The sequence below is a fragment of the Lacunisphaera limnophila genome, from assembly GCF_001746835.1.
Lineage (GTDB): Bacteria > Verrucomicrobiota > Verrucomicrobiia > Opitutales > Opitutaceae > Lacunisphaera > Lacunisphaera limnophila.
This window is the reverse complement of the sequence record NZ_CP016094.1, coordinates 677059-699849: the sequence shown is the minus strand read 5'-3', so window position 1 is coordinate 699849 and position 22791 is coordinate 677059. Positions and strand designations below refer to the sequence as shown.

Genomic DNA, 22791 nt, shown 5'->3' with positions numbered 1-22791 from the left:
GGGATGGGGGGTGGGGCGGATCCGGGAAAGAAGTTACTCGAGGAGCCAGAGGCAGGCAGTGACACCGCGGGGATAATAGCGGCTGCCGCAGGCGACGCCGCTGTCGCTGCGGATCTGGTCGCACATGGCATCAAGGCCGCAGCCGGGGGTGCGCTGCCAGTCGGCGTGCACGCGGTCGCCGGCGCGGGCGGCGGCGTTCATGACCTCGGGGAAGAGCTGGCGAACCACGTGTTGGGCGATCGCGATCTTGGAGAACCAGGTGTTGGTGCTCGTGCTGCTCATCTTCCAGCCGCCGGAGGCGGCATCGAGGCAGACCCCGGGACGCAGGGCCTGGCCGATGTGCTGGCGGAGCTGGCCGAAGAGCGGGGCGAAGCGGCCCGCCGGGTCGGTGGCGTCGGTGTAGCCGAGGAAGAGCGGGTAGACGAAGCCCTCGACGGCGGGGAGGATGCGCGAGCGATTGTCCTTTTCGAATACGGCGGGGAAGAAGCCGGTGTCGGCCTCGAACTTCGTCGTGAGCGTGCGCGCGAGGAGATCAGCGGTGGCGGTGGCCGCGGCGGCGTCCTTTTTCAGGCCGAGGTCGGCGAAGGCGCGCTCGAGCAGGACCCAGGCGCCGAGGGTTTTGACGGCGAGGTAGAGATTGTTGCGGGCCTGGCCGAGGCTGACGTCGAGGCTGTCGTAGGTCGTGATCTCGGCGCCGGCACCGACGCGGGCGGTGTCGTGCTTGAGGAGGCCGTCGCGTTGCGCCGGGTCGGGGTGGTCGCGGTTCCGGAGGCTGGTGGCGCAGGCGAGCAGGGTCTTTTGGTTGGCGCGGAGCCAGGCGCGGTCGCCGGTGTGGGCGGCGTAGGTGGTGGCGCAGAGGACCCAGTTGAGCAGCTGCTCCATGGTCATGTGCGAGAAGCAGCCCTCGAGGCCGTCGCACTCGTAGCTGGAGCGGCCGGCGGGGGTGAAATAGTCGTTCACGCCCATGTCGTGGGTGAAGGAGAGGCCGTGCTGGTCGCGGTAGCTGTAGCGGCGGACGAAGAGGTCGAGGGTGTTGCGCACCGCCCAGGGATGCCAGGCCAGCTCGAAGAAGAGGTGGTCCACCGTGAGATCAAAGGTGTTGATCATCCGGTATTCGCCCTCGTTGACGACCCAGAGCGGCTGGTTCTTGTGCCAGAGCAGCTGGCTGCTGCCGAGGTAGCTGTGCGTGGCCTGGGCGAGGAGGAACTGCTGGTCGGCGTCGAGGCGGCTGCGGGCCAACTCGCGGTCGCGTTGGGCGGCGAGCTTTTCGTAGGCGCGGTACCCGGCGAGGCCGTGGACCAGGACATCCTCCAGGCCGTCGAACCAGCGGGTGTAGGCGTAGGTCGTGTCGATCCCGCTGGTGACAGGACCGGCGGCATAGAAGCCGAGGACGAGCGGGAAGCGTTTCTTGCGCCCGGCGGGCACGGTGAAGACGAGGCCGGTCTCACCGGCGATGACGTGCAGGCCGTGATAGTCGCGGAAGCGGGGGTTCAGGACGTCGAAGCCCTGGCGGACGGCGACATCGCGGGCGGACTTCGTGGCGTAGCCGAAGCGGCCGCCGCCGGCGAAACCGGCGAGGGCCGGGTGCGCGTCGCCGAGCGGGCGCAGGGTGTCCTCGCCGTTGCCCACGCCGAAGATGAGTTCGACCGGCGTGGTGCCGGTGCGGTTGTCATACTCGATCCAGCCGGTGATGGCCGGCGCGAGGTGGAAACGGGCGGCGGCTTTTTTCAGCTTCGCCGGGTCGGCCATCGGGCCGAAGGGGGAGAGCAGGGAAAAGCCGAAGCGGGTGTCATCGGCGCGCCAGGTGTCGCTAGCCCAGCCGAGGGTGCGCCGGTAGTTCTCCGGGCGGAGCGATTGGAAACCGCGCGGGGGCTGGACGATGGTGTCGTCGCCGGTGAAGGCGGTTTCCTGGGACTTGGGCGGGGTCAGGAAGGGCAGGAGCTGCCAGTCCTGACCGGCGGACTTCCGGAAGCCGACGTAGAGGTTCTGGTTGGCGGCGCGGCGGAGGGACTGGCCGAAGCCGCCCGGGGCGTCGACCAGGCCGGCGGTGAAACTGGCGAAGGCGCCGAACGGGGAATGCTGCGCGTGATAGCTTTCCGCCACCGGCGCTTGCGGGCTGTTCATCAGGGGTGGGGTAAATCTCAGGAATCCGCGCGGCCAACCCGGGGCGGCCGCGCGGGCCACCCCGGCGCCGGCGCTCAGCCGTGAAGGTACTGCATGAGGAGGTTCTCGAGGTACTCCTGCTTGCCGGACTTGGGGGTGGGCTCGCCGAGCTTGGTGAGGACGAGTTTCTCGAGGGACTTGAAGGTGGCCTTGCCCGTCTCGATGTCCTTGCCGTAGCCGGAGTCGAAGGAGCTGTAGCGGTCGGCCACGAACGACTCGAACTTGCCCTCGGCGAGGATGCGACGGGCGATCTTGAAGGCGAGGGCGTAGGCGTCCATGCCGCCGATGTGGGCGTGGAAGAGGTCGTCCACGTCGATCGAGGGGCGGCGGAGCTTGGCGTCGAAGTTGAAGCCGCCGGAGCCGAGGCCGCCGGCCTTGAGGATGGAGATCATGGCGAGGGTGAGCTCGCGCACGTCGGTGTTGAACTGGTCGGTGTCCCAGCCCAGGAGCTGGTCGCCGCAGTTGGCGTCGATCGAGCCGAGGGCGCCGGCGGCGGCGGCCACCTCGATCTCGTGCTGGAAGGTGTGGCCGGCGAGGGTGGCGTGGTTGGTCTCGATGTTGAACTTGAAGTACTTCTCCAGACCGTAGGTACGGAGGAAGGCGATGCCGGAGGCGACGTCGAAGTCGTACTGGTGCTTGGTGGGCTCCTTCGGCTTGGGCTCGATGAGGAACTGGCCCTTGAAGCCGATCTGCTTGGCGTAATCGACGGCCAGGTGCAGGAAGCGGGCGAGGTGGTCCTGCTCGCGCTTGAGGTTGGTGTTGAGGAGGGTCTCGTAGCCCTCGCGGCCGCCCCAGAACACGTAGTTTTCGCCGCCGAGCTCGACGGTGCACTCCATGGCCTTCTTCACCTGCGCGGCGGCGTAGGCGAAGACGTGGGCGTCGGGGTTGGTCGAGGCGCCGCACATGAAGCGCGGGTTGCTGAAGAGGTTGGCCGTGCCCCAGAGGAGCTTGACGCCGGTGGCCTTCTGCAGGCCCTTGGCGTGGGCGACGATCTTGTCGAGGTGCTTGTTGGACTCGGCGAGCGACTTGCCCTCGGGCGCGATGTCGCGGTCATGCCAGCACCAGAACGGGGACTCGATCTTCTGGAAGAACTCGAAGGCGGCGTCGAGGCGCACCTTGGCGACGGACACCGGGTCCTTGCCGGACTCCCACGGGCGGACGATGGTGCCGGGACCGAACGGATCGGAGCCGACGCCGCGGAAGGCGTGCCAGTAGGCGATGGAGAAGCGCATGTGCTCCTTCATCGTCTTGCCGTCGACGACCTCGGCGGGATTGTAGTGCTTGAAGGAAAGGGCGTTCGCGGAACGCGGGCCTTCGTAGGCGATTTTGCCGATCTTCGGGAAGTGAGTGTTCAGTGATTTCATGGGACAGGGGAGACGGGGATCACCAAGTCAGTGACCGTCTCTGGGGGTAGCAAGAGCGAGTTTCGGGGATGGGTTATTCCGCTCCAAGGGGTGACCCATACTAACAATAGACTTGTCGAATGGCCGCACATGGCTTTGGTAACGCGCTACCCCTATGAGTGAACGCCGCGTCACGCTGTCCGATATTGCCAAGAAGGCGGGAGTCCATGTCACGACCGTGTCGTTGGCCATGCGCAACCACCCCCGTCTGCCCGAGCCGACGCGGCAGCGCATCCAGGCGCTGGCGCAGGAGATGGGCTACACGCCCGACCCGCTGCTGCGCGCGCTGGTGGCGTACCGCGGCGGCGTGATCGAGCGGCGCAACACGCCGACGCTGGCCTACGTGACGAACTGGGCGACGCGCTGGGGCTGGAAGAACGTGACGGCGCACCCGGATTTCTACGAGGGCGCCCTGGCGAAGGCGAAGGAGCTGGGGTACATCCTCGAGCATTTCTGGATGCGCGAGGAGGGCATGAGCCAGGAGCGCCTCGGCCAGATCCTGTATTCGCGCGGCATCAACGGCCTGATCATCGCCTCGCACGGCCGCGAGATGGGCGACGCCCTGCAGTTCAAGTGGGAGAATTTCAGCGCGGTGAAGATCGACTACTTCCCGCACCAGCCGGCGCTGCACAACGTGACCAACAACCAGTGCGACATCGCGCGCCTGGCCATGCAGAAGGTGATCGGCGCGGGCTACCGCCGGATCGGTTTCGTGATGCACCGCGGCTGGGACCACGGCGTGGACCACCTCTGGACCGCGGGCTACCTGTGCGAGCAGCAGGTCTTGGGCGCCCGGGAGCGCATGCCGGCCCATCTCTTTCCCGAGCCGGAACCGGTCGAGCGCTGGCTGAACGAGAGCAAGTCCGAGGTGATGCCCGAACCCGAGGCCTTCGCCGAGTGGTACGAGAAATACCAGCCCGAGGTCATCATCAGCAAGGCGTCGTTCGTGCTGCCCCTGCTCAAGAAGATGGGGTTGTCCGTCCCGCGGGACGTGGCCTTCGTGGATGTGTTCCTCGACGATTTCTCCGGCAAGACGGCCGGCGTGAAACAGAACCACACGACGGTGGGTGCCCTGGCGGTGGAGATTCTCGCCGGGCAGTTGCAGCATAACAAATACGGCGTGCCCGAGATCCCGACCACGACCTATGTCGAAGGCACGTGGCACAACGGCGCGAGCTGCCCGATTCCGGCCCCGGACCGTCCGGTCCTCGAAGTGTCCGGGGCCAGCCTCCGCAAGCGCCGGACCTGAAGGAACGCACTTTCCCTCTCCCCATGAGCTCCTACCTGCCCGCTGAGCAACGATACGAATCCATCGCCTACGCCCGCTGCGGGCGCAGCGGTCTCAAACTGCCCCGGCTCTCGCTGGGCCTGTGGCACAATTTCGGCGGCGTCGACGTGCTGGAAAACCAGCGCGCCCTGCTGCGCCGCGCCTTTGACCTCGGCATCACGCACTTCGACCTGGCCAACAACTACGGCCCGCCCCCGGGCTCGGCGGAGGAGAATTTCGGCCGCCTGCTGCGGCAGGATTTCGCCGCGCATCGCGACGAGCTGATCATTTCCACCAAGGCCGGCTACGGCATGTGGGCGGGGCCCTACGGGGACTGGGGTTCGCGCAAGTACATCCTGGCCTCGCTGGACCAGAGCCTGCAGCGGATGGGGATTCCCTACGTGGATATTTTTTATCACCACCGGCCCGATCCCGAGACCCCGCTGGAGGAGTCGATGACCGCGCTGGCCGATGCCGTGAAGTCCGGCCGCGCCCTCTACGCCGGTGTGTCCAACTACAACGCCGTGCAGACGCGCGCCGCGGCGGCGATCCTGCGCAGCCTCGGGGTGCCGCTGCTGATCCACCAGCCGGTCTACAACATGTTCAACCGCTGGGTGGAGCCGGAGCTCCTGCCGGCGCTGACCGAGGTCGGCGCGGGGTGCATTCCCTTTTCCCCGCTCGCGCAAGGGCTGCTCACGAACCGCTACCTCCAGGGCATTCCCGAGGATTCGCGCGCGGGCCGGCCCACGGGTTTCCTCAAGGCCGGCGCGATCACCCCGGCGGTGCTCGCGAAGATCCGCGGGTTGCACGAAGTCGCACAGCAGCGCGGCGCCACGCTCGCTCAATTCGCCGTGCTCTGGCTGCTGCGCCGTCCGGAAATCACCACAGTCCTGATCGGGGCCAGCAAGGTGGCGCAGATCGATGACATCCACGCGGGCCTGAAATTCCCGCCGCTCACCGCGGCCGAGATCACCCGGGTGGACCAGATCCTCGCGGGCTAAGGCAACGGGCGCCCGAACTGGGCCGAGAAGGTCTGCTGCAGGCGGCTCACCACCGCCGGCGGGGTCTTGGGCTGCAGGCGGATCAAGGCCCAGAGGCGCAGCGCTTCGGGTTCATCGCGGCTGTTCACCGCGAGCAAGGCCAGCGTGGCGAGGGCGATCGGGTGGTCGGGCTGCCGCTCGAGGGCCTGGTTCAGCGTCACCACGGCCTCGGCGGTGCGGCCGGCGGTGACATAACTCGTGGCGAGCTCGACCAAGGTCGAGGCCTCGCTCGGCCGCAGGAGGTGGCTGACGCGAAACTCGGCGATGGCCTCGTCCAGGCGGTTGTTGGCGCGGAGCCAGCGGGCGTGTTCCAGGTGCAGGCTGGGCGATTGCGGACAGTGGGTCAGGCCGGTGAGCATCGCGCGCACGGCGGGCTGGGTCTGGCCCATGCCGCGATACGCATCCATCAGGCGCAGCCAGGCGTCGGAGTCGGTGGGGTTGAGCGCCACGGCCTTTTCCAGGTGGTCGCGGGCGGCGGCGAAATTGTTCTCGTCCAGCCGCAGCTGGCCGGCCTGGCGGTGATAGGTGCTGGCCTGAGGCGCGAGGATGATGGCCCGCTCGAGTAGCGCGAGGGCTGTGGCGCGGTCCCCGGCCGCGTTGGCCACGGCGGCGGCGACGCTGAGGCGATAGGCGTCGAAGCAGACCTCGGTGAGCTCATCGACCCACGGGTCGGGCAGGTCGCTGAACTCCCGGCGGCCGATCGTGAGGCGGAGGGCGTCAGCGGTGGCGCGATCGCCGAAATGTTCGCTGACGGTGACCAGCAGCGAGAGCGCCCCGATAAAGTCCGGGTTGCGCGCGACGGCCTCCTGGAGGCGCGTGCGGGCCCGGGACCAGTCGCCGGCGGCGAGATCGCAGCGGGCCAGGCCGAGCAGCGCGAAGGGATTGCCGGGAGCGCGGCGCAGGGCCTCGGCGTAGGCGGCGGAGGCCTCGGTGGCCTGGTTGCCTTTCAGGAGGACGTCGCCGAGACGGAGGTGGGCGGGAAGGTAGTCGGGGGCCAGGGCCACCGCCTGCCGGCGGAGCGGCAGCGCCTCGTCCATGCGGCCGTAGTTGGTGATGATGCTGGCGGTGAGGTGCGGCCAGCGGGCGTTGCGCGGCTCGAGCGCGCTGAGTCCCTGGTAGCACTGGAGCGCCTCCGGGTAGAAACCGTTCGCGTGGTACAACCGGCTGAGCTGCGCGAGGCCGCGGGGCGCGTGGCGCCAGTGGCGGGCCTGCAGCGTGGCGTCGCCGATCTGATCGCTCAACGTCGCGGGGGCACCGGCCAGGGTAGGAGTCGCGGGCAGGTGCTGCGCCACGATCCGGTGCCGGTGCCAGAGGCCGTAGCCCAACCAGGCAGCGAGGCCGAGCAGGGCCACGAGGGCGAGGAGCAGAAACCGGGGACCACGTCGCATGGGTCAGGGCCGGGCCGCCGGCCGCCAGAGCGTGAAGCGGTCCATGCGGTCGAAGGGCGGGTACGAGTAGAAACCTGCGGTCACGATCGAAGTCCGACCCGTGCCGTCGAGATCGCCGGCGGCGCAGGTGATGAGCTGGATCGGGGCGTGGGCCAGCACGTGCATCGTGAAGTTCATCTGGCCGTCATTGCGGAAGGCGACCAGGGCGACGGACGCCGGGTTCTGCCAATCGTTGAAGCCGCTGGTGCAGACGATGTCCATGACGCCCCGGCCCTCGAGGTCGACCACGACCGGGGCGTAGGCGCCCGGGAGATCCGCGATGCGGTGGTAGCGGAAGTTGCCGTTGCCGACATTCTCGAGCCATTGCACCCCGTGCCACGGGCGCTTGCCGGGATCGGCGTAGGCGAAGCCGTCGCCATTGGTGTAGACCAGGTCGGGGCGGCCGTCGCGGTTGAGGTCGCCGAGGGTGAGACCGCTGCTGCCGTAGTCCTCGTTGGTGGAGCCGAAGATGATCTTGCCGGTGAAGTTGCCCTTCCCGTCGTTCTCGAAGAGGTGGATTTCCTCCCACTGCTGCGAGACGAGCGCGACGATGTCGAGGGTGCGGTCGCCGTTCAGGTCGGCCACGCAGACGTTGATGGTGCCGGAGAGGTTGAGGAGGATCTTGCTCTCGAACTGCCAGTTCCCGAGGTTGCGCATCCAACGGATCTCGCCCTGGTCGTAGCCGAACTGGCCGACCGCGAGGTCGAGGCGGCCATCGCCGTCGAAGTCGCCGGCGCGGATGTCCGTCACCCGGGCGATGCGGTCGGCGATGACGTGCTTGGTGAACTGCTGCGCGCCGTCGTTCTCGAGGATGACGACGGAGCCGATCTTGTCGTTGTTGGGGAAGACCTCGCCCATGCACGACACCAGCAGGTCGAGGTCGCGGTCACCGTCCATGTCCACCGCCTCGACGTGGACGGGCGAGGGCAGGCCGGCCATGAGCGTGGACTCGGTGAATTTTCCGGGCGCGGCCTGGCGGAGCCACACGATGCCGTTGAGCTTGTCGTCGCAGGCGAGGACATCGTTGCGGCCGTCGCGGTCGAGATCGGCGATGACGACATGGGAGATCCAGGGTTTGCCCTCAAAGGGCAGGCCGATGGATTCCTTGGTGAAGCGCGCGGTATCGACGACGACCGGAACCTGGCCGGCGGGGCGTGCCGGGGCAGGGGCCGGGGCGGGACCGCAGCCGGCGAGCAGGGCGCTGGCGAGCGCTATCAGCAGGTTGGCCCGCCGGGCGGGAGAGAGGGATACAGGGGAAGGGAGCACGGGCGAAAGGGGACGCAAACAACCACGCCGAGCCAAGCTAGTCGGGAGGCAAAGGCAAATACGCATCGGGTGACCGGCCTGGTGCCTAGAGTTGCGCCCGCGTTTCGGGTGGCAGGAGTTCGAGGGCGGTGGCGCGGAGCCGGGGATCCGGGAAGGACAAACCAAACCGTCGGGCGAGGACCACGAGCCGGTACAGGGCGCCGGTCGAGGCGGAGCGCAGCCGGGTCTCATCCGCGTCCGTGAGGCAGCGTTGCACCTGCCCGCGCGCGAGGTCCGCGTGACCACCGGTGGCGAGCACCACGGCGAGACTCACGCGCTGGTCCCACGGCAGCCAGCGGTCCGCCCCGGCGGTCAACTGGGGCAGGATGCGGGCAAGGGCCGCGTTCACGGCGGCGCCGTCGCGCCGGGCCATGGCCACGTGGGCGCAGGCGATGCCGGCGCCGAGGTCCGCGGGGATTTTTTGCAGCGTCATGCTGACCTGCGCGGCCAGGTCGAGCCGGCCCATTTCCACGAAGTATTCGGCGAGCCGGCTGAGGGCGACGACCTCCTCCTGTTCCTCGACCACGGCAAAGATCGTCACGGACTGGTCCTCGTACCCGGGCACGGCGGGCAGCCGGTAGGCGACCGGGCGCAGCCAGCCGGGCTGCGCCCACCGGCGGAGGCTGCCGAGGAAGGCCTGATCCGCGGGGCCGCCGCCGAGGCGGACAAATTCGTCGAGGGTACGATCCCAGGACGGGAGGACGAGGTGAGTCACCCCGCGGTTCTGGACCAGGGCCAGGGCTTCCTGCGGGCTGGAGGCGCTGAAGAGGCGGACGGCGGCGGTGATCCCGGCCTGATTTTCCCAGGAGAGGGTCGCGATCCCGCGCAAGCCGCCGTAATAATGCAACGCGACGGTCTCGTTGGGCGGGGCCAGCACGACGGCCTGGCCGGACGGGACATGCTTGGCGAGCCAGTGCGCGAGATCGCGCGCGATCAGGCCGGAGACCTCGACCTCGTTGAGCGGGACATCGGCCGGGGCCTTGGTCGGAGGCCAGAGGGGGATGGCCCCGGGCGCGAGGAGCAGTACCACCACCGCAAGCCAACGGCCGGGGGTGAGCGGGGACCGGGTGGCGTTGCCCACGACCACGGTGACGGCCACCAACAGCGTGAGGAGCAGGACGTCGACATTGCTCCACCGGCCGAGATGCGCGGCGGCGAAACCCAGTCCCACCAAGACCGGCCCGAGGGTCACGGCGAGGATGGCGCGGGCGGCGGTGTTTGTGTCCGGGCGTCGGAGCAGCCAGAGCGCGGGGAGGACGAGCAGCATGGGCAGCAGCGTGGCTGCCGAGGCCGCTGAGAAGCCGTCGCGGCTCAGCCAGGCCCAGATGCTGCCGGCCTCCGGGCTTCCCGGGAGGCGCGTGAGGCGGAAGGTCCAGGCCTCCACGGCGAGGAAGCCAGGGTCGGAGGCACGGAGCATCTGCCAGGGCAGGGAGGCGAGGGCGGCGACGGCGACGCCAATCGCACCCGCGAGTCGGGCCCGCCCCGGGATGATTTCGCCGCGCAGCCAGCCCGTGACCAAAAAGACCGCGATGCCCAGCCCGATCCACGCCAGGCTGTAGAGCGGATGGTTGGAGCGGAGCTGCCACGACCCAAGATGGTCCGGGGCATATTCGATGAGGTAGAACAGCAGGCTGCTGGTGGCGCCGCCCAGCGACCACGCGAGCCAGTGACCCGGCAAGGGCGCCGCCCCGGGATCGCGCCGGGTGAACCAGGCCGCGAGTACCGCTCCGCCGGCGAGGCCCAAAATGACCGGCACGGTTTCGCTCACGCTCACCCAAAGGCCGCAACCGCCCGCGACGCCTGCCGCGAAGAACCAGCGGGCGGCGCCCGGCGTCGGGCGGAGGCCGGCGAGGAGAATCAACCCACCCGCGAGGGAGCAGGTGAGGGCGAGACCCTGGTCACCAGGCAGGCCCGGGGGAAACCCTGCGGCCAGCGGAAAGAGAAACGCGAGCCCGAGGGAGACCAGAGTGGCGGCGCGGAGGCCGAAGCGCCAGCCCGTGAAACCCGTGGCCGCGACGAGCAGCAGCAGATGCCACCACGGATCGGCCAGCAGGGCGGCGTATTCGACTGCCTGCCCGGCCGGCCGGTCGGAGAACGAGCGGTCGAAGCGAGCGACGAGCCCGAGCCACCACCGGTAGGGTGAGGCCGCGGCCACCTCGCGGCCGAACGGAGCGTTTTCGTAGTCAATCCGCCGGATGCGGCCCTCGCCCGTTGCGAGCATCTGTTGGGTTTGGGCGATCCAGTGCGCACTGTCCTGGTTCTGTTCCGGCAGGACCAGATTCCGGATGCCGCCGGCATAGCCGGTCGGTGAGGCCGCCTGGACCACGGCCTCGCTGGGGACGGCTTGGGTGACATGAACCACGCGCGCCCGGTGGGCCGACTGCGTCCAGAGCAAAAACCCGAAAGCCAGCAAGGGCACGGCCAGCCAAGCGCGGGCGGAGGAAGAGGCAGGCGGGCTCATGCGGGTCGGGCGGATTTTCGCGGGGGCGGAAAGGGTGGCAAGGGGAGAAGGCAACACGGCCTCGCCGCGGTCAGAGACCGGCCCGCAGCTTGGCGGGCAGGAGTTCCAGCGCGAGCGCGCGCAGGCGGGGATCGGCGATTTCCAGGCCGAAGCTCCGGTTCAGATAAAGGAGCTGGTAGAGCACATTCGTGGGGAGGGTCCGCAGGTGATCCTCGCTGATTTCCGCGAGGCAGCGTTCCGCCTGCACGCGGGCCAGCGGCAGCTGGTTGCCGCGGGCCAACACCAGCGCGAGGCTGACGCGCCGGTCCCAGGGGAGGTAGCGATCAGCCCCGGCGGCCAGGCGTTGCAGCAGCGGTTCGAACACGGGCGTGAAATTGGCGGCGTCGTTGAGCGCGGCCCAAAGCCGCGCGCGGGCCACGAGGACGCCGAAGTCCGCGGGATACTTGAGCAGGGTCTGGTGCGAGGCCCGGGCGTTGTCCCACTCGCCCTGCTCGATGAAGTACTCGGTCACGCGGCTGGCCGCGACAGGAGCCTCCTGGTCCTCCCCGACCGCAAAGATCCGGACGTATTGCTTTTCAAATCCCGGGATGGCCGGCAGCTGGTAGGGCACCGGCCGGAGCCACGGCGGCAGCGCCCAACGGTTCAGGCTCCGGTAGAACAGTTCCCCGGTCTGAATCGAGGCGGCCTGCAGGTACGGATCGAAGAACAGGTCCCAGGAAGGCAGCACGATGTGGGTCACGCCGCGCTGGCGCAGCAGGGCGATGGTCTCGGCGCGCGAGGTGGAGATCGCGATGCGGACGGCGAAATCCAAGCCGGTCTGGTTTTCCCACGACAACGTGCCCAGGCCTTGGAGGTTGCCATAATAGTTCAGGGTGGTGGTCAGGTTCGGCGGGGCGAGGACGACCACCGGTTCCGGCGCCGGGCGCCGCTGCGCGAGCCAGTGCGCGAGATCCCGCTCAGCGAGGCCGAGGGCCTCGGCCACGGTGAGACTGTTGTCGGTGGCGGCGTGGCGTGGCGGGAGGAGTTGCCAGGCCCCGGACAGGCAGACGGCCAGAAGCAGGGCGGACCCGATCAGGCGAAGCCCGCGGCTGAGCCCGGCCGCGCTGGCGACCAAGGGGAGCAGCAACGCCAGCACCGTGACATCGAACAAGGCCCACGACTTGAGCTGCAGGGTGGCCAGGGCGAACGTGACCAATCCCGCGCCCAGCAGAACGGCCAGCGCCGGACGCGGGTTGGATCCGGGGCCGCGTCGCGCCACCAGCGCGAGCGCCGCGACGGTCACCAGCAGCGGGGCCAACGTCGCGAACAGGGCGGCGTTGAATCCGTCCTCCCGCAGCCAGGCGTCGAGGTTGGCGGCGAGCGGCGCGTCCGGCAGCCGCGTCAGGCGCAAGGAGAGCAGGTCGGCGGCGAGGAAGCCGGGGTTGCCGGTGATGATCATCACGCCCGGCACACTGAGCAAGGCGGCCAGCGCCAGGACGGCGGGGCCGAGCTCGCGCGGGTGCCATGACGCGCGTCCGCCTTCGATCCAGCGCGAGGCGCGGGCGAGGAGCTCGCCCCCGCCGAGCCAGGCCAGGCCGTAGAGCGGGTGGACGGCGCGCATTTCCCAGGCGCCGAGATGATCCGGGAAAAATTCGATCAAGCTGGCGAGCAGCACCGTGATCGCGCCGCTGATCGACCAGATCCGCCAGGGGAGCGGGGCCAACGGTGCGCCCGTCCGCCGCAGCCAGGCGGCGAGGAGGGCGCCGCCGGCGAGGCCGAGCAGGAGCGGGATCTGCGCCGCGGGATTGATCCAGCAGCCGAGTCCGCCGAAAACGCCGGCCACCGCAAAGCCACGCGGGGTCGAGGCCACCCGCGCGGTGGCACACAGTCCCGCGATCAAGGGCAGCAACGACCCCACGGCGCAGAGCAGACCCAGCGAGGAATCGTCGGGCACGCCGGGCGCGAACGAGGCGGCGAAGGGAAACAGGGTGGCCCCGGCGAGGGCCGCGACGACAGCCGGTCCCGGGCCAAAATGGCGGGCGGCGAACAAGGTGACCCCGGTGAGCAACAGCAGGTGCAGCAGCGGGTCGGCATAGCGGGCGGCGCGTTCCACCGCGATGCCGGCTGGCTGGCCGGTCAGAAGCTGGTGGCCCCGGGCCACGAGCGCGAGCCACGCGCGGTAGGGCGCGGTTGCATGGCTCGGGCGGCCGTGGGGGGCGTTCTCCGCGGTGACGTGGCGCACGCGCCAATCGCCACCCGCGAGCAGGTGCTGGGCCTGGGTGATCCACTCAGAGCTCCGACCCTCGTGATCGGGCAGCACCCATTCCCGGAGTTGGCCGGTGTAACCGGTGGGGGAAGCCGGGCTGGGCACGGCTTCGCTGCGGGTGAGGGCCGCGATGTGGTCGAGGCGCTCGATGCGACGGGCATCGACCCAGATCGTGAAGCCGAGCGCCACCAGCAACGCCCCCAGCCAGACACGGGCGGAGGGCGGAAAAAAGGGGCTCATGGGGAGAGGAAAACGGGGGTGGCGGACAAGCCGGAATGACACGCGGAAACACCTCCAAAGCAAAGCCCGGAATTAGGCGGCCGCGGGCCCCGTTCCCTTGACTCCGCCGAGGGAGAATTGTCCACTGGAGACCGATGATTTCGAGCGTCGTGCATGCCTTCCACTGGGTGGGGCGATCCCTCCGCCGCCACCCGCTTTACCGGTGGGGTCTGCTGGCCTTGAGCCTGGGGCTCGCGCCAGCCGCAGGGGCGCAGCCCGGCGGGATCGAGGCCCGGCCCCTGGCAGGGCGCTCGGCTCCGGCCGGCCCCACGATGTTCACGGCGCTGGCGCCCGAGCAGACCGGGTTGGTGACCGCGAACGCCTATGGCGATCCGCGGATGTGGAACGAGCTTTACCACGAGTTTGAGATCGGGGCGATCGGGTGTGGCGTGGCGATCGGCGACGTCGACCAGGACGGCCGGCCGGATGTCTTCGTGGTGAGCAAGATTGAGAGTGCCCGGTTGTTCCGGAATCTGGGCGGATTCAAATTTGAAGACGTGACCGTACGGGCCGGGGTGGGCGACCCGGGTGAGGCGAGCGGGGCCTGGAAACAGGGCGCGGCCATGGCCGACATCAACAATGATGGGTGGCTCGATATCTACGTCTGCCGCTTCGGCGCGCCGAACCTCCTCTACGTCAACCAGGGCGACGGGACCTTCAAGGAAGCCGCCGCCGCCCACGGCTTGGCGGTGAGCGATGCCACCACCATGGCGGCGTTCTGCGATTATGACCGCGACGGCTGGCTCGATGTCTACCTGCTCACCAACCTCCTCGACAATTCGCGGAGCCCCGGCGGGCAGCGGGACTACCTGTTCCGCAACAACGGCGATGGCACCTTCCGCAACGTGACCGATGCGGCCGGGATGAGCCGGCTGGAAACGCAGGGAAATTCCGCCACGTGGTGGGACTACGACCACGACGGCTGGCCGGATCTGTACGTGGCGAACGATTTTGCGGTGCCTGACTTCCTGTACCGGAACAATCGCGACGGCACGTTCACGAACGTGATCGACCAGGTCGTACCGCACACGACCTACTCCTCGATGGGCGCGGACCAGGGCGACCTGAACAACGACGGCCGGATCGATTTCCTCGTCGCCGACATGGCGGCGAGCACGCACCAGAAGGACCAGCGGACGATGGCGGACACCCGGGCGCGGACCCGGGATCCGCGGGATGATGACCCGGCGGCGCCCAACTACCTGCGGAACGCCCTGTACCTGAACACCGGCACGGGCCGCATGCAGGAGGCGGCCCACCTCACCGGCCTGGCGGCCACGGATTGGACCTGGTCGGTGCGGTTCGAGGATCTCGACAATGACGGCCGGCTGGACGTCCACATCACCAACGGCATGCACCGCGAGATCCACAACACGGATCTGTTGACCAAGATGATGACGGCGGAGAGCGCGGTGGAGCGCATCCGCATCGCCCGCAGCGGTCCGGTGTTGAAGGAGGCCAACCTGGCGTATCGCAATCTCGGCGACCTGCGGTTCGAGCCGGTCGCGGCGGCGTGGGGGCTGGATCAGCGGGGCGTGAGTTTTGGCACGGCCTTCGGTGACCTGGATGGCGACGGTGACCTCGATCTGGTTTATACCAACTTCGAGGCCGGGCCGACGGTCCTGCGCAATGATGCGCCGGACGGCCACCGCCTGGTCCTCGGCTTGCGGGGCACGACCTCGAATCGGCTGGGGGTTGGCGCCACGGTGCGGGTGGAAAGCGCCGCGGGCGGGCAAGTCCGGCAGCTCGTGCTGGCGCGCGGCTACATGTCCACCAGCGAGCCGGTGGTGCATTTCGGGCTCGGCGCGGACGCGGTGGCGAAACGGGTGGAAGTCACCTGGCCGAGTGGGCACCGGCAGGTGTTCGAGAACCTGGCGGCCGACCAGCGATACACCCTCACCGAGCCCGCTGGGGCGGCGCCCCGGATGGAGCCGGCCGCGCCGCCGGTGGCGCAATTCGCGGAGGTGAGCCGCGCGAGCAATCTGGCCTGGACCGCGCGCGAAGACTCGATCGATGAGATCGCGCAGCAGCGGCTGCTGCCGCTCCGGTTCAACCGCCGGGGACCCGCGCTGGCGGTGGGCGACGTCAACGGCGACGGTCAGGACGACATTCTGATGGGGGGCACGACGCGCGACGAGACCCGGATCCTGTTCGGCACGGCGGCGGGTCCGTATGCGGAATTGAAGCTGCCGCCGACGCTGACCGGCGGCACGGTCAATGACGGCCCGGTCCTGATTTTCGATGCGGATGGCGACGGGCGGAACGATTTGTTGATCACCAAGGGGGGCAACAGCCAGCCGGCGGGAGCCGCGGATTACCAACCGCGGTTGCTGATGAATTCCGGCAGCGGCCTGCAGCCGGCCGGCCCCGGAGTCATGCCGACATTGTCGATGAGCGCCGGCGCGGCGGGAGCGGCGGATTTTGACCGCGACGGCCGCCCGGATCTTTTCCTCGGCGCGCGGCTGGTGCCCAACCAATACCCGGACACCCCGCGCAGCGTCCTGCTCGCCAACCGGGCGGGCGGCTTTGTCGATGTCACGGCCGAGCTCGCGCCGGGACTGGGGGAGGTGGGCCTGGTGACGGCGGCGCTCTGGAGTGATGTGGATGGCGATGAGTGGCCGGATCTGTTGCTGACGCTGGAATGGGGTCACGTGAAATACTTCCACAACCGGCAGGGTCGGGGTTTGGAGGACCGGACGGAGGCGGCGGGGTTTGCCGCGGCCGGCACGGGCTGGTGGCAGTCGCTGGCGGCGGCCGATTTCAACGGGGATGGCCGGCCGGATTTCGTCGCGGGCAACGTCGGCCTGAACACGCCGTATCACGCGTCCGCCGAGGCGCCGACCCTGTTATATAACGGCGTATTCCGCGAGGGCTCCGGCCCGCTCCTGATCGAGGCGTATTACGAGGGGGGCAAAGTCTATCCGCGGCGCACCCGCCGGGACCTGGGGGCGGCGATTCCGTCGATCCTGCAGCGTTATCCGCGGAATGACTTCTACGCCCGGGCCACGCTGGGCGAGATCGTGGGGGAGCCGAAGCTGGCGCAGGCGCAGCGCTTCGCGGCGACGGAATTGCGGAGCGGCGTGTTCCTGAGCCAGCCGGACGGGCGCTACCGTTTCGAGGCGCTGCCGCGGGTCGCCCAGCTTGCGCCGCTGACCGCAAGCGTGACCGGAGACTTTGATCGTGACGGTCACGCCGACCTTTATGCCGTGCAAAATTCCCATGCGCCCACGCCGGTGGTGGGGCGTTTCGACGGCGGGCTCAGCCAGCTGTTACGCGGCGATGGTCGCGGGGGTTTTCAAGCCGTGGCTCCGGTGGAGAGCGGTCTGGTGGTGCCGGGCGAGGCGAAGGCCGTCGTGGTGCTGGATCTTGATCGGGATGGCTGGCCGGATTTCCTAGTGAGCCGGAATCACGGGAGCACGCTGGCGTTTCGGAACCAGGGGCGGAAGTAATACCAAACGGCCCAAGATTTCGGAGTGTAGGGCGGGGTCGCCGAACCCCGCCTCGCACGCGGCAAAGTGATCGCACCGAGGCGGGGTTCGGCGACCCCGCCCTACAACTTCGAATAGCCCAAAGGTCAAAAAGCGCCGGGACGCTGGTATAAAGGGCCGGCAAGAGCCGCGCACTGACTGGTGGTAATGAAGGTGCTGGCTCGCAGGCGATCTGGCAGCTCCGCCGCGCGAGCGCGTGCGGTCGTGCTCGCGAGCAGCTCTTCAAGATGAAAGAGGCCGGCGCGTTGCGGCGGGGCGCTTCGATCGAGCGCCTTGGGGCAAGGCGCTTCACCATGGCATTGGCAAGGGCCGCGAGCTGTGGGCGGCGTCGGTGAATCTGGTCGGGGAGCGGGCGCGGGTTGACGTTGTCCAGGGTCAGCGACCCCGGCTCCACGTGGTGGGGGCTATCGGCATGAACTGCGGCGGTGCCGGCTGGGATTTGGGCAAGAAAAAGTCCGGCGGCTTTGGGCCGCCGGACTGAAGTGTCCAGAACTAGCAGGGTTTGAAACCCGGCTTAGAACTCGAAGGTGTTGGTCAGCTGCCAGACCATACCTTCCTGAATGCGGGAGAAGGCGACGGTGCCGTCCGGATTCAAGCTGACCGGGACCAGGCCGGTGCTCTCGCCGACGCTGCGCAGGTTGAGCTGCACGCGCCAGTTGATCTTTTCGGAGATCTTGCGGGAGTGACCGATCCACATGTCGAGGTGAGCATCCGTGTCGCTCTTCCAGGGCTTGGTGATGTCGAGGGCGCCACCGGTGTTGCCGATGGTGGGGTCGAACTGGTAGCCCAGCACGCGCTTGTCTTCCCAGCGGTACGCACCACCGATCCACGAACCCTTCAGGCGACCTTCGCTGAAGTTGTAGGTGGTGACGGCGTTGAAGCGCCAGGGAGCGATCTCAGGGGCATTGCTGCCTTCCTGCGACTTGAACGTGTTGTACGGATTCACGATGTTGTTCTGCCACTGGAGGCGCAGGGCGTTGGAGGCGCCACCGCCCCAGAGGCGGATGTCACCGGCGGGACCCGCGAGGAACGTGGTCATCTCTTCCATCAGCGTGACGATCGTCGGCGCCAGGGCGGCGCGGGAGGCGAAGGTCTTGGAGGCGTTGACGGAGACATTCCAGTTCTTGGTGGGCTGCGCGAGCAGCTCGATCTCGTAACCCTTGGAGACGGTGTCGACGGTGAACGTGCCCGTGCCGAAGCCGGTGCCGCCGGGGCCCGGCTGGTTGTCGAACTTCTGCTGCCAGATCGGGTCGGCCGCGGGCCAGTTGCCGGCGCGCATGGCTTCGACGTTGATCAGGGCCACTTCGCCACCGTAGGCGCCGAAGAAGCTCTGCTCGAGGGGCAGCTGGCGCCAGGCATCGATGGCCGCCTTCTCGCGGATCGTGCTGGGGTGGTTCTGCCAGGCCTGGTTGAGGGACTGGTCAGGATTACGGAACTGCGGGGCGGCGGAGTCATCGTTCGCCGCGTAGTTCCAGGCCCACGAGTTGTTGTCGTTGTTGCCCTTGATGCCCTGGTCAGCGTTCGTCACGAAGGCCGTGCCCCAGACGGGGACCGCCCACAGGAAGTAGCTGTTCTGGCCGAGGGGATTGCTGCCCGGCAGGGTGGCATTGGCGACGGTGGTCTCATACTTCGTGACCTTGAGGGTCAGCTTGTCGTCGAGGGTGCTGATCACCACGCCGTATTCCTTGGTCTTGCCGAGGGGGTTCGGGATGGCGTTGCCGAAGACGTCGCCACGGATGGCGTCAGCCTTGAAGTTCTCGGAACGATTGAAGAAACCGCTGACGGTCGTGCTGGCCGGGAGGAACGAGGTCCACTTGGCCGGCACGTGCAGGACGGCGCCCCAGCTCTTGCTCTCGCCGGTGGCGAAGTTCTTGCGGGATTCCGGGATGTTGAAGTCGGTGCTCACGACGCCGAGGGCGTCGGGGGTGCCGCTGTAGTTCGAGTTCTCGATGCGATCCTTGCGCCAGCCGAAGACCGGGACGAGGACATCGCCGAACATGTAACCCTGCCAGGTGAGACCCTGGGAGCGGTTGATGCCGAGCGAGCGGTTGGAACCGGTGGTGAGGGCGTCGATGTCGCCGTTGTCGGCGTCGAGCATGTCCACCACCATGTTGCGCCAGCCGACGTAGTTGGCGGGGTTCTCGGACTGGGTGCCGGTGCTGATCAGGCCGTTGTTGGCGGGCATGAAGGGCAGCTGGGAGTTGAGGCCCCACCAGGAGTAGGCAGCGGCCGGATCGACGTAGTTCGCGTCGCCGGGCGTCGTGGAACGGGCCCAGTGGTTGTCGAACACGCGGACGAGGGCCTGGTTGGGGGCGCGGACGATGTTGTTCACCCGGCTCAGGAAGGCGCCCGAAGCCGACGTGCGGCTGGCGAGGCTGGTTTCGCTGATGTAGGAGACGAAGTCGTACGAGCGGAAGTGGGAGCTGAGGTTGTTGCTCTCACCCGTGAACGCCGTGTAGTCAGCGGTGGCGGCCGAGGTCGCCCAGCTGCGGTCGAACACGCGCTTCTCGTCCTGGCTAACCAGGCCGGTGAGGACGTGGCGGCCGAGGATCTTCGCGAGCTTGGAGGACTTATCGAGGAAGTCATCGGCGCGGAGTTCCGCGTAACCGGTGAAGCGCAGACCGTCGCGCTCGATGTCGGCCATGTTGTTGGCGCGCTCCGTGGAGTTGGCGACATACGCGCGGCCCACGTTGGGGTTCGCGGTGCCGTCATGGAAGTGCGACATCAGGTCGATGCCGATCTTGTACGTGTCGGAGTTGCCGAGGAAGACGCGGGCGCCGTCCTTGTAGCGCTGGTAGTCGAGGACCGCCTCGAAGCCGACGCGGTCGTTGAGGAAGGTCTGGGCGATGGCGACATTGCCCGAGTTCCAGTTCTGCCACTCGAACTTGTTGTTACCGTCGATCAGGTTGTTGTAGAAGTCGAAGATCGTCGGGTCGCTCAGGGAGCGGTCGGCATAGTTCGCGCCGCCGGGGAGGCCGGAGGCGATCATGTAGCTGGAGAAGCTGGTGATACCCACGGCGCGGGCGCTGGGGAGACCACCGATGCCGAGGTCAGGCTGACCGTTCGGCCCGATGCCGTTGCGGCCGGAGCCGCCACCCGGCTGCATGATGAAGGTGGCATTGGAGTCCTCGTTGTTGCCATAGAAGCCCACGATGCTGGTCCAGAACTGGCGGCCGACCGCACCGTTGTTCAGGTAGGCGAAGGGATAGGCGCCGCGATTGTCGCGGTTGAAGGGGGCGTTGCCCGGGTTGACCTTGCTCGCATCGTAGGTGAACTTGTTGAGCATCAGGTTGCCCTGGCCGTCCGTGCCGGTGTAGAACCACGGCGTGATGGAGTCGACCGGGGGCAGCGTGCGGGGGCGGTTGGCGTTGACCTTGCCGCTCTCGAAGTTGGCGCGGATCGAGGTGTTGGCACCTTCGCCGAACAGCTGCGGCGTGTAACGAATGGCGCCGAAGACGCGCTTGTCGTGGTTGTAGGCCGGTTCCTGGCGGTACTGGCTCTTGTCGTCGAGGGCGGCCACGCGGACGGCCAGCTCATTCGGCAGGAGCACGTAGTTGAAGTCGGCCGTGAAACGCATGGAGCCGAACTTGTCGATGCGGTTCTCGAACGAGTTCTTGTTCTTGAACGTCGCGCTGTTGACCGAGGTATTGATGATACCGGCCGGGCTGCCGACGCCGAACAGGATGGAGTTGGGTCCGCGCTGCAGGTCGACGCGGTCGACGTTGTAGCCGTCCCACGGAATTTCCGTCAGGAAATAGTCGCGGGTGTTGTCGGCCGAATCCAAACCGCGCACGCGGGTGTTGGTGTTCGGGCGGCGGAGGGAGCTGTCCTCGTTGAACTGCAGGCCGCCGGCGTTGCCGGAGAAGTTACCGCCGAGACCACCGACTTCGGTGTTCGTCGTGTACTGCAGCAGGGAGGCGCTGTCGGTCGCACCGGTGTCACGCATGAACTGCTTCGTGACGACGGAGATCGCGGACGCGACGTCCTTGAGCTCGGTACGCACGCGCGTGCCGGCCAGGGTGCTCTTGGCGGCGTAGCTGTCGGCGTCTTCCGACGCGTCCACCACGAACGGGGAGAGCACGAGGGTTTCTTCGAGCTCCGCGGGGTTTTGGCCCTGTGTGGGGGCAGTAGTTTGCGCGTTAAGGCGCAACACGGTAGCAAGACAAAGTGCGGACGCGCCAACAAGGGCACGTGACCGCACGGTCAGGCGATTCATGGTCATATTTTGGGTTAGGGGTGAAACACGGTTAATAATAACCGTCACTGCAGGCCATTAGGACACAGCATTGCAGCGGGAGGACTATACCGGGGCTTGCGCGTACTTCAAATGAGATTCGTTGCCGCGATATTAAGACATATTCCCACGTTCAAAATTCTCCAAAATACCCCCTGACCGCGGGACGGACCCCGGGAAGACCGGAAATTAGCCGCGATTGATCTGGGTCCGCTTGCGAAAACCGCCGGGCGAGTCGCCCGTGAGGCGCTTGAAAACGACGGACATGTATTCAACATGTTCAAAGCCAGTCATATCCGCGATTCTCTTCAAGGGGTAGTCGGTCTCCATGAGCAGCTGTTTGATTTTGGCGACTTGGACCCGGCGAATTTCGGCCTGGGGGGAACGGCCGAGATAACGGCGGAATTTCTTCTCCAGCTGGCTGCGAGAGGCGTGGGCGATTTTTACAACTGTGTCGACGCTCAGGCCGCTGCAGGCCTTTTGCCGGATATAACTCAGGGCGGTCGTCACGCTGCGATCGTCGATGGCCAGCACATCGGTGGAGGGACGAACGGCGACGCCGACGGGCTCGATCCGCAGGTCAAAGGAGTCGGGGGGCTGCTGGTTCATCAACCCGGCGAGGACCTCGGCGGCCTTGTAGCCGGACTGAAAGGCGTTGGGGCTGACGCTGGAAAGCGGCGGGTAGGCGAGTTCGCAGCGGATGGGCTCGTTGTTGGCGCCGAGCACGGCGACCTCTTCCGGCACGAGGATGTCGCAGGCGTGGGCGGCGCTGATGACCTGCTGGGCGCGCATATCATTGCACGCCATGATGCCCACCGGCCGGGGCAGCCCGGTGAGCCAGCGGACCAGGGCGTCGATCTGCTGGGTGTCCCAGAACGGCGTGTAGTCCCCGGGGTAGTTGACGTCGAACACATCGCAGGTCTTGCCGGCGAGGCGCAGGGCCTCGGTGAAGCCGTCGCGGCGTTCGCGCGACCAGCCGTTGTTGGCGAAGCCGGCGAAGCCGAAGTGCTGGTAGCCGCGCTCGATGAAGTGCTCGGCGCCGAGATGGCCGAGACCGACGTTATCGGGCCGGATCTTCGGCACGCCGGCAAACGGCTCAGAGTCGTTGAGGTCGACGAGCGGGAGCTTCAGCTCGGCGCACATCTGCGCGAGCCCGGCGGTGGTGTGGCGGCTGATCACACCGTCCCAGCGCTTGCTGCGCAACCACTGCGGGTCCTGCTCGGCGCGGGCCTCGTCGTCGAGAAAACCGATCCAGAGCTGGTGGCTGCGCTCGAAGTGCGCGATGCCCTTGAGCATGGCGGTGCACTCTTCGAAACGGGTCTGGAAAATCAGGAGCACCTGCGGCCGCATGAGGCGCACGCTAGCTTCGCCGCCATGCGGCGCAAGCCCGCGTGGAGCGGCGACGCCAGCATCATGTCGTGCAGTCTTGCGGTGGCAAAAAAAGGCCGCCCGGTCGGGCGGCCTGAGGGAACCGGCGCG

The 22791-nt window shown here is 67.8% G+C and carries 11 protein-coding genes; 3 read left to right on the top strand and 8 right to left on the bottom strand.

Going from position 1 to position 22791, the window contains the following annotated elements; translation table 11 throughout:
- Window positions 1-33: 33 nt before the first annotated feature.
- Together Verru16B_RS03055 and xylA are read right to left on the bottom strand one after the other, a co-directional pair.
- On the bottom strand, window positions 34-2124 hold the full coding sequence (locus Verru16B_RS03055; protein WP_069960906.1) for a glycoside hydrolase family 52 protein: 2091 nt from the start codon (window positions 2122-2124) through the stop codon (window positions 34-36).
- 74 nt (window positions 2125-2198) lie between these two features.
- Window positions 2199-3527 carry a xylose isomerase gene (xylA, locus tag Verru16B_RS03050; protein WP_069960905.1) on the bottom strand — a complete coding sequence of 443 codons (1329 nt, stop codon included), beginning with the start codon at window positions 3525-3527 and terminating at the stop codon, window positions 2199-2201.
- Between the two features lie 154 nt (window positions 3528-3681).
- Between xylA and Verru16B_RS03045 the strand changes: the two genes are divergently transcribed.
- Both Verru16B_RS03045 and mgrA read left to right on the top strand, forming a co-directional pair.
- Window positions 3682-4815 carry a LacI family DNA-binding transcriptional regulator gene (locus tag Verru16B_RS03045; protein WP_069960904.1) on the top strand — a complete coding sequence of 378 codons (1134 nt, stop codon included), beginning with the start codon at window positions 3682-3684 and terminating at the stop codon, window positions 4813-4815.
- Window positions 4816-4838: 23 nt separating this feature from the next.
- Window positions 4839-5834: an L-glyceraldehyde 3-phosphate reductase gene (gene mgrA / locus Verru16B_RS03040; RefSeq protein ID WP_069960903.1), complete on the top strand. Its 996-nt coding sequence runs from the start codon at window positions 4839-4841 to the stop codon at window positions 5832-5834.
- Here mgrA and Verru16B_RS03035 read toward each other — a convergent pair.
- From Verru16B_RS03035 to Verru16B_RS03020, 4 genes are all read right to left on the bottom strand, one after another.
- The gene (locus Verru16B_RS03035; RefSeq protein WP_069960902.1) at window positions 5831-7261 is read right to left on the bottom strand and encodes a tetratricopeptide repeat protein; all 1431 of its coding nucleotides are present in this window, start codon (window positions 7259-7261) and stop codon (window positions 5831-5833) included. The genes mgrA and Verru16B_RS03035 overlap by 4 nt on opposite strands.
- Before the next feature lie 3 nt (window positions 7262-7264).
- Window positions 7265-8566, bottom strand: a complete 1302-nt coding sequence (locus tag Verru16B_RS03030) for an FG-GAP repeat domain-containing protein (RefSeq protein WP_069960901.1) — start codon at window positions 8564-8566, stop codon at window positions 7265-7267.
- 85 nt (window positions 8567-8651) lie between these two features.
- Window positions 8652-11066: a hypothetical protein gene (locus Verru16B_RS03025; protein WP_069960900.1), complete on the bottom strand. Its 2415-nt coding sequence runs from the start codon at window positions 11064-11066 to the stop codon at window positions 8652-8654.
- Window positions 11067-11136: 70 nt separating this feature from the next.
- The gene (locus Verru16B_RS03020; RefSeq protein ID WP_069960899.1) at window positions 11137-13551 is read right to left on the bottom strand and encodes a hypothetical protein; all 2415 of its coding nucleotides are present in this window, start codon (window positions 13549-13551) and stop codon (window positions 11137-11139) included.
- Between the two features lie 134 nt (window positions 13552-13685).
- On the opposite strand from Verru16B_RS03020, the gene Verru16B_RS03015 reads away from it, so the two are divergent.
- Window positions 13686-17039, top strand: coding sequence for a VCBS repeat-containing protein (locus tag Verru16B_RS03015; protein ID WP_083270055.1), 3354 nt, complete (start codon window positions 13686-13688; stop codon window positions 17037-17039).
- A gap of 553 nt (window positions 17040-17592) precedes the next feature.
- Here the strand turns inward: Verru16B_RS03015 and Verru16B_RS03010 are convergent.
- Window positions 17593-21159 carry a TonB-dependent receptor plug domain-containing protein gene (locus Verru16B_RS03010; RefSeq protein ID WP_069960898.1) on the bottom strand — a complete coding sequence of 1189 codons (3567 nt, stop codon included), beginning with the start codon at window positions 21157-21159 and terminating at the stop codon, window positions 17593-17595.
- A gap of 342 nt (window positions 21160-21501) precedes the next feature.
- Window positions 21502-22662: a XylR family transcriptional regulator gene (locus Verru16B_RS03005; RefSeq protein ID WP_069960897.1), complete on the bottom strand. Its 1161-nt coding sequence runs from the start codon at window positions 22660-22662 to the stop codon at window positions 21502-21504.
- Window positions 22663-22791: the final 129 nt, after the last annotated feature.

Excerpts from the sequence above, each read along its gene's own strand:
- Verru16B_RS03055 (WP_069960906.1), bottom strand. The coding sequence starts at position 2,124 with ATGAACAGCCCGCAAGCGCCGGTGGCGGAAAGCTATCACGCGCAGCAT.
- xylA (WP_069960905.1), bottom strand. The coding sequence starts at position 3,527 with ATGAAATCACTGAACACTCACTTCCCGAAGATCGGCAAAATCGCCTAC.
- Verru16B_RS03045 (WP_069960904.1), top strand. The coding sequence starts at position 3,682 with ATGAGTGAACGCCGCGTCACGCTGTCCGATATTGCCAAGAAGGCGGGA.
- mgrA (WP_069960903.1), top strand. The coding sequence starts at position 4,839 with ATGAGCTCCTACCTGCCCGCTGAGCAACGATACGAATCCATCGCCTAC.
- Verru16B_RS03035 (WP_069960902.1), bottom strand. The coding sequence starts at position 7,261 with ATGCGACGTGGTCCCCGGTTTCTGCTCCTCGCCCTCGTGGCCCTGCTC.
- Verru16B_RS03025 (WP_069960900.1), bottom strand. The coding sequence starts at position 11,066 with ATGAGCCCGCCTGCCTCTTCCTCCGCCCGCGCTTGGCTGGCCGTGCCC.
- Verru16B_RS03020 (WP_069960899.1), bottom strand. The coding sequence starts at position 13,551 with ATGAGCCCCTTTTTTCCGCCCTCCGCCCGTGTCTGGCTGGGGGCGTTG.
- Verru16B_RS03015 (WP_083270055.1), top strand. The coding sequence starts at position 13,686 with ATGATTTCGAGCGTCGTGCATGCCTTCCACTGGGTGGGGCGATCCCTC.
- Verru16B_RS03005 (WP_069960897.1), bottom strand. The coding sequence starts at position 22,662 with ATGCGGCCGCAGGTGCTCCTGATTTTCCAGACCCGTTTCGAAGAGTGC.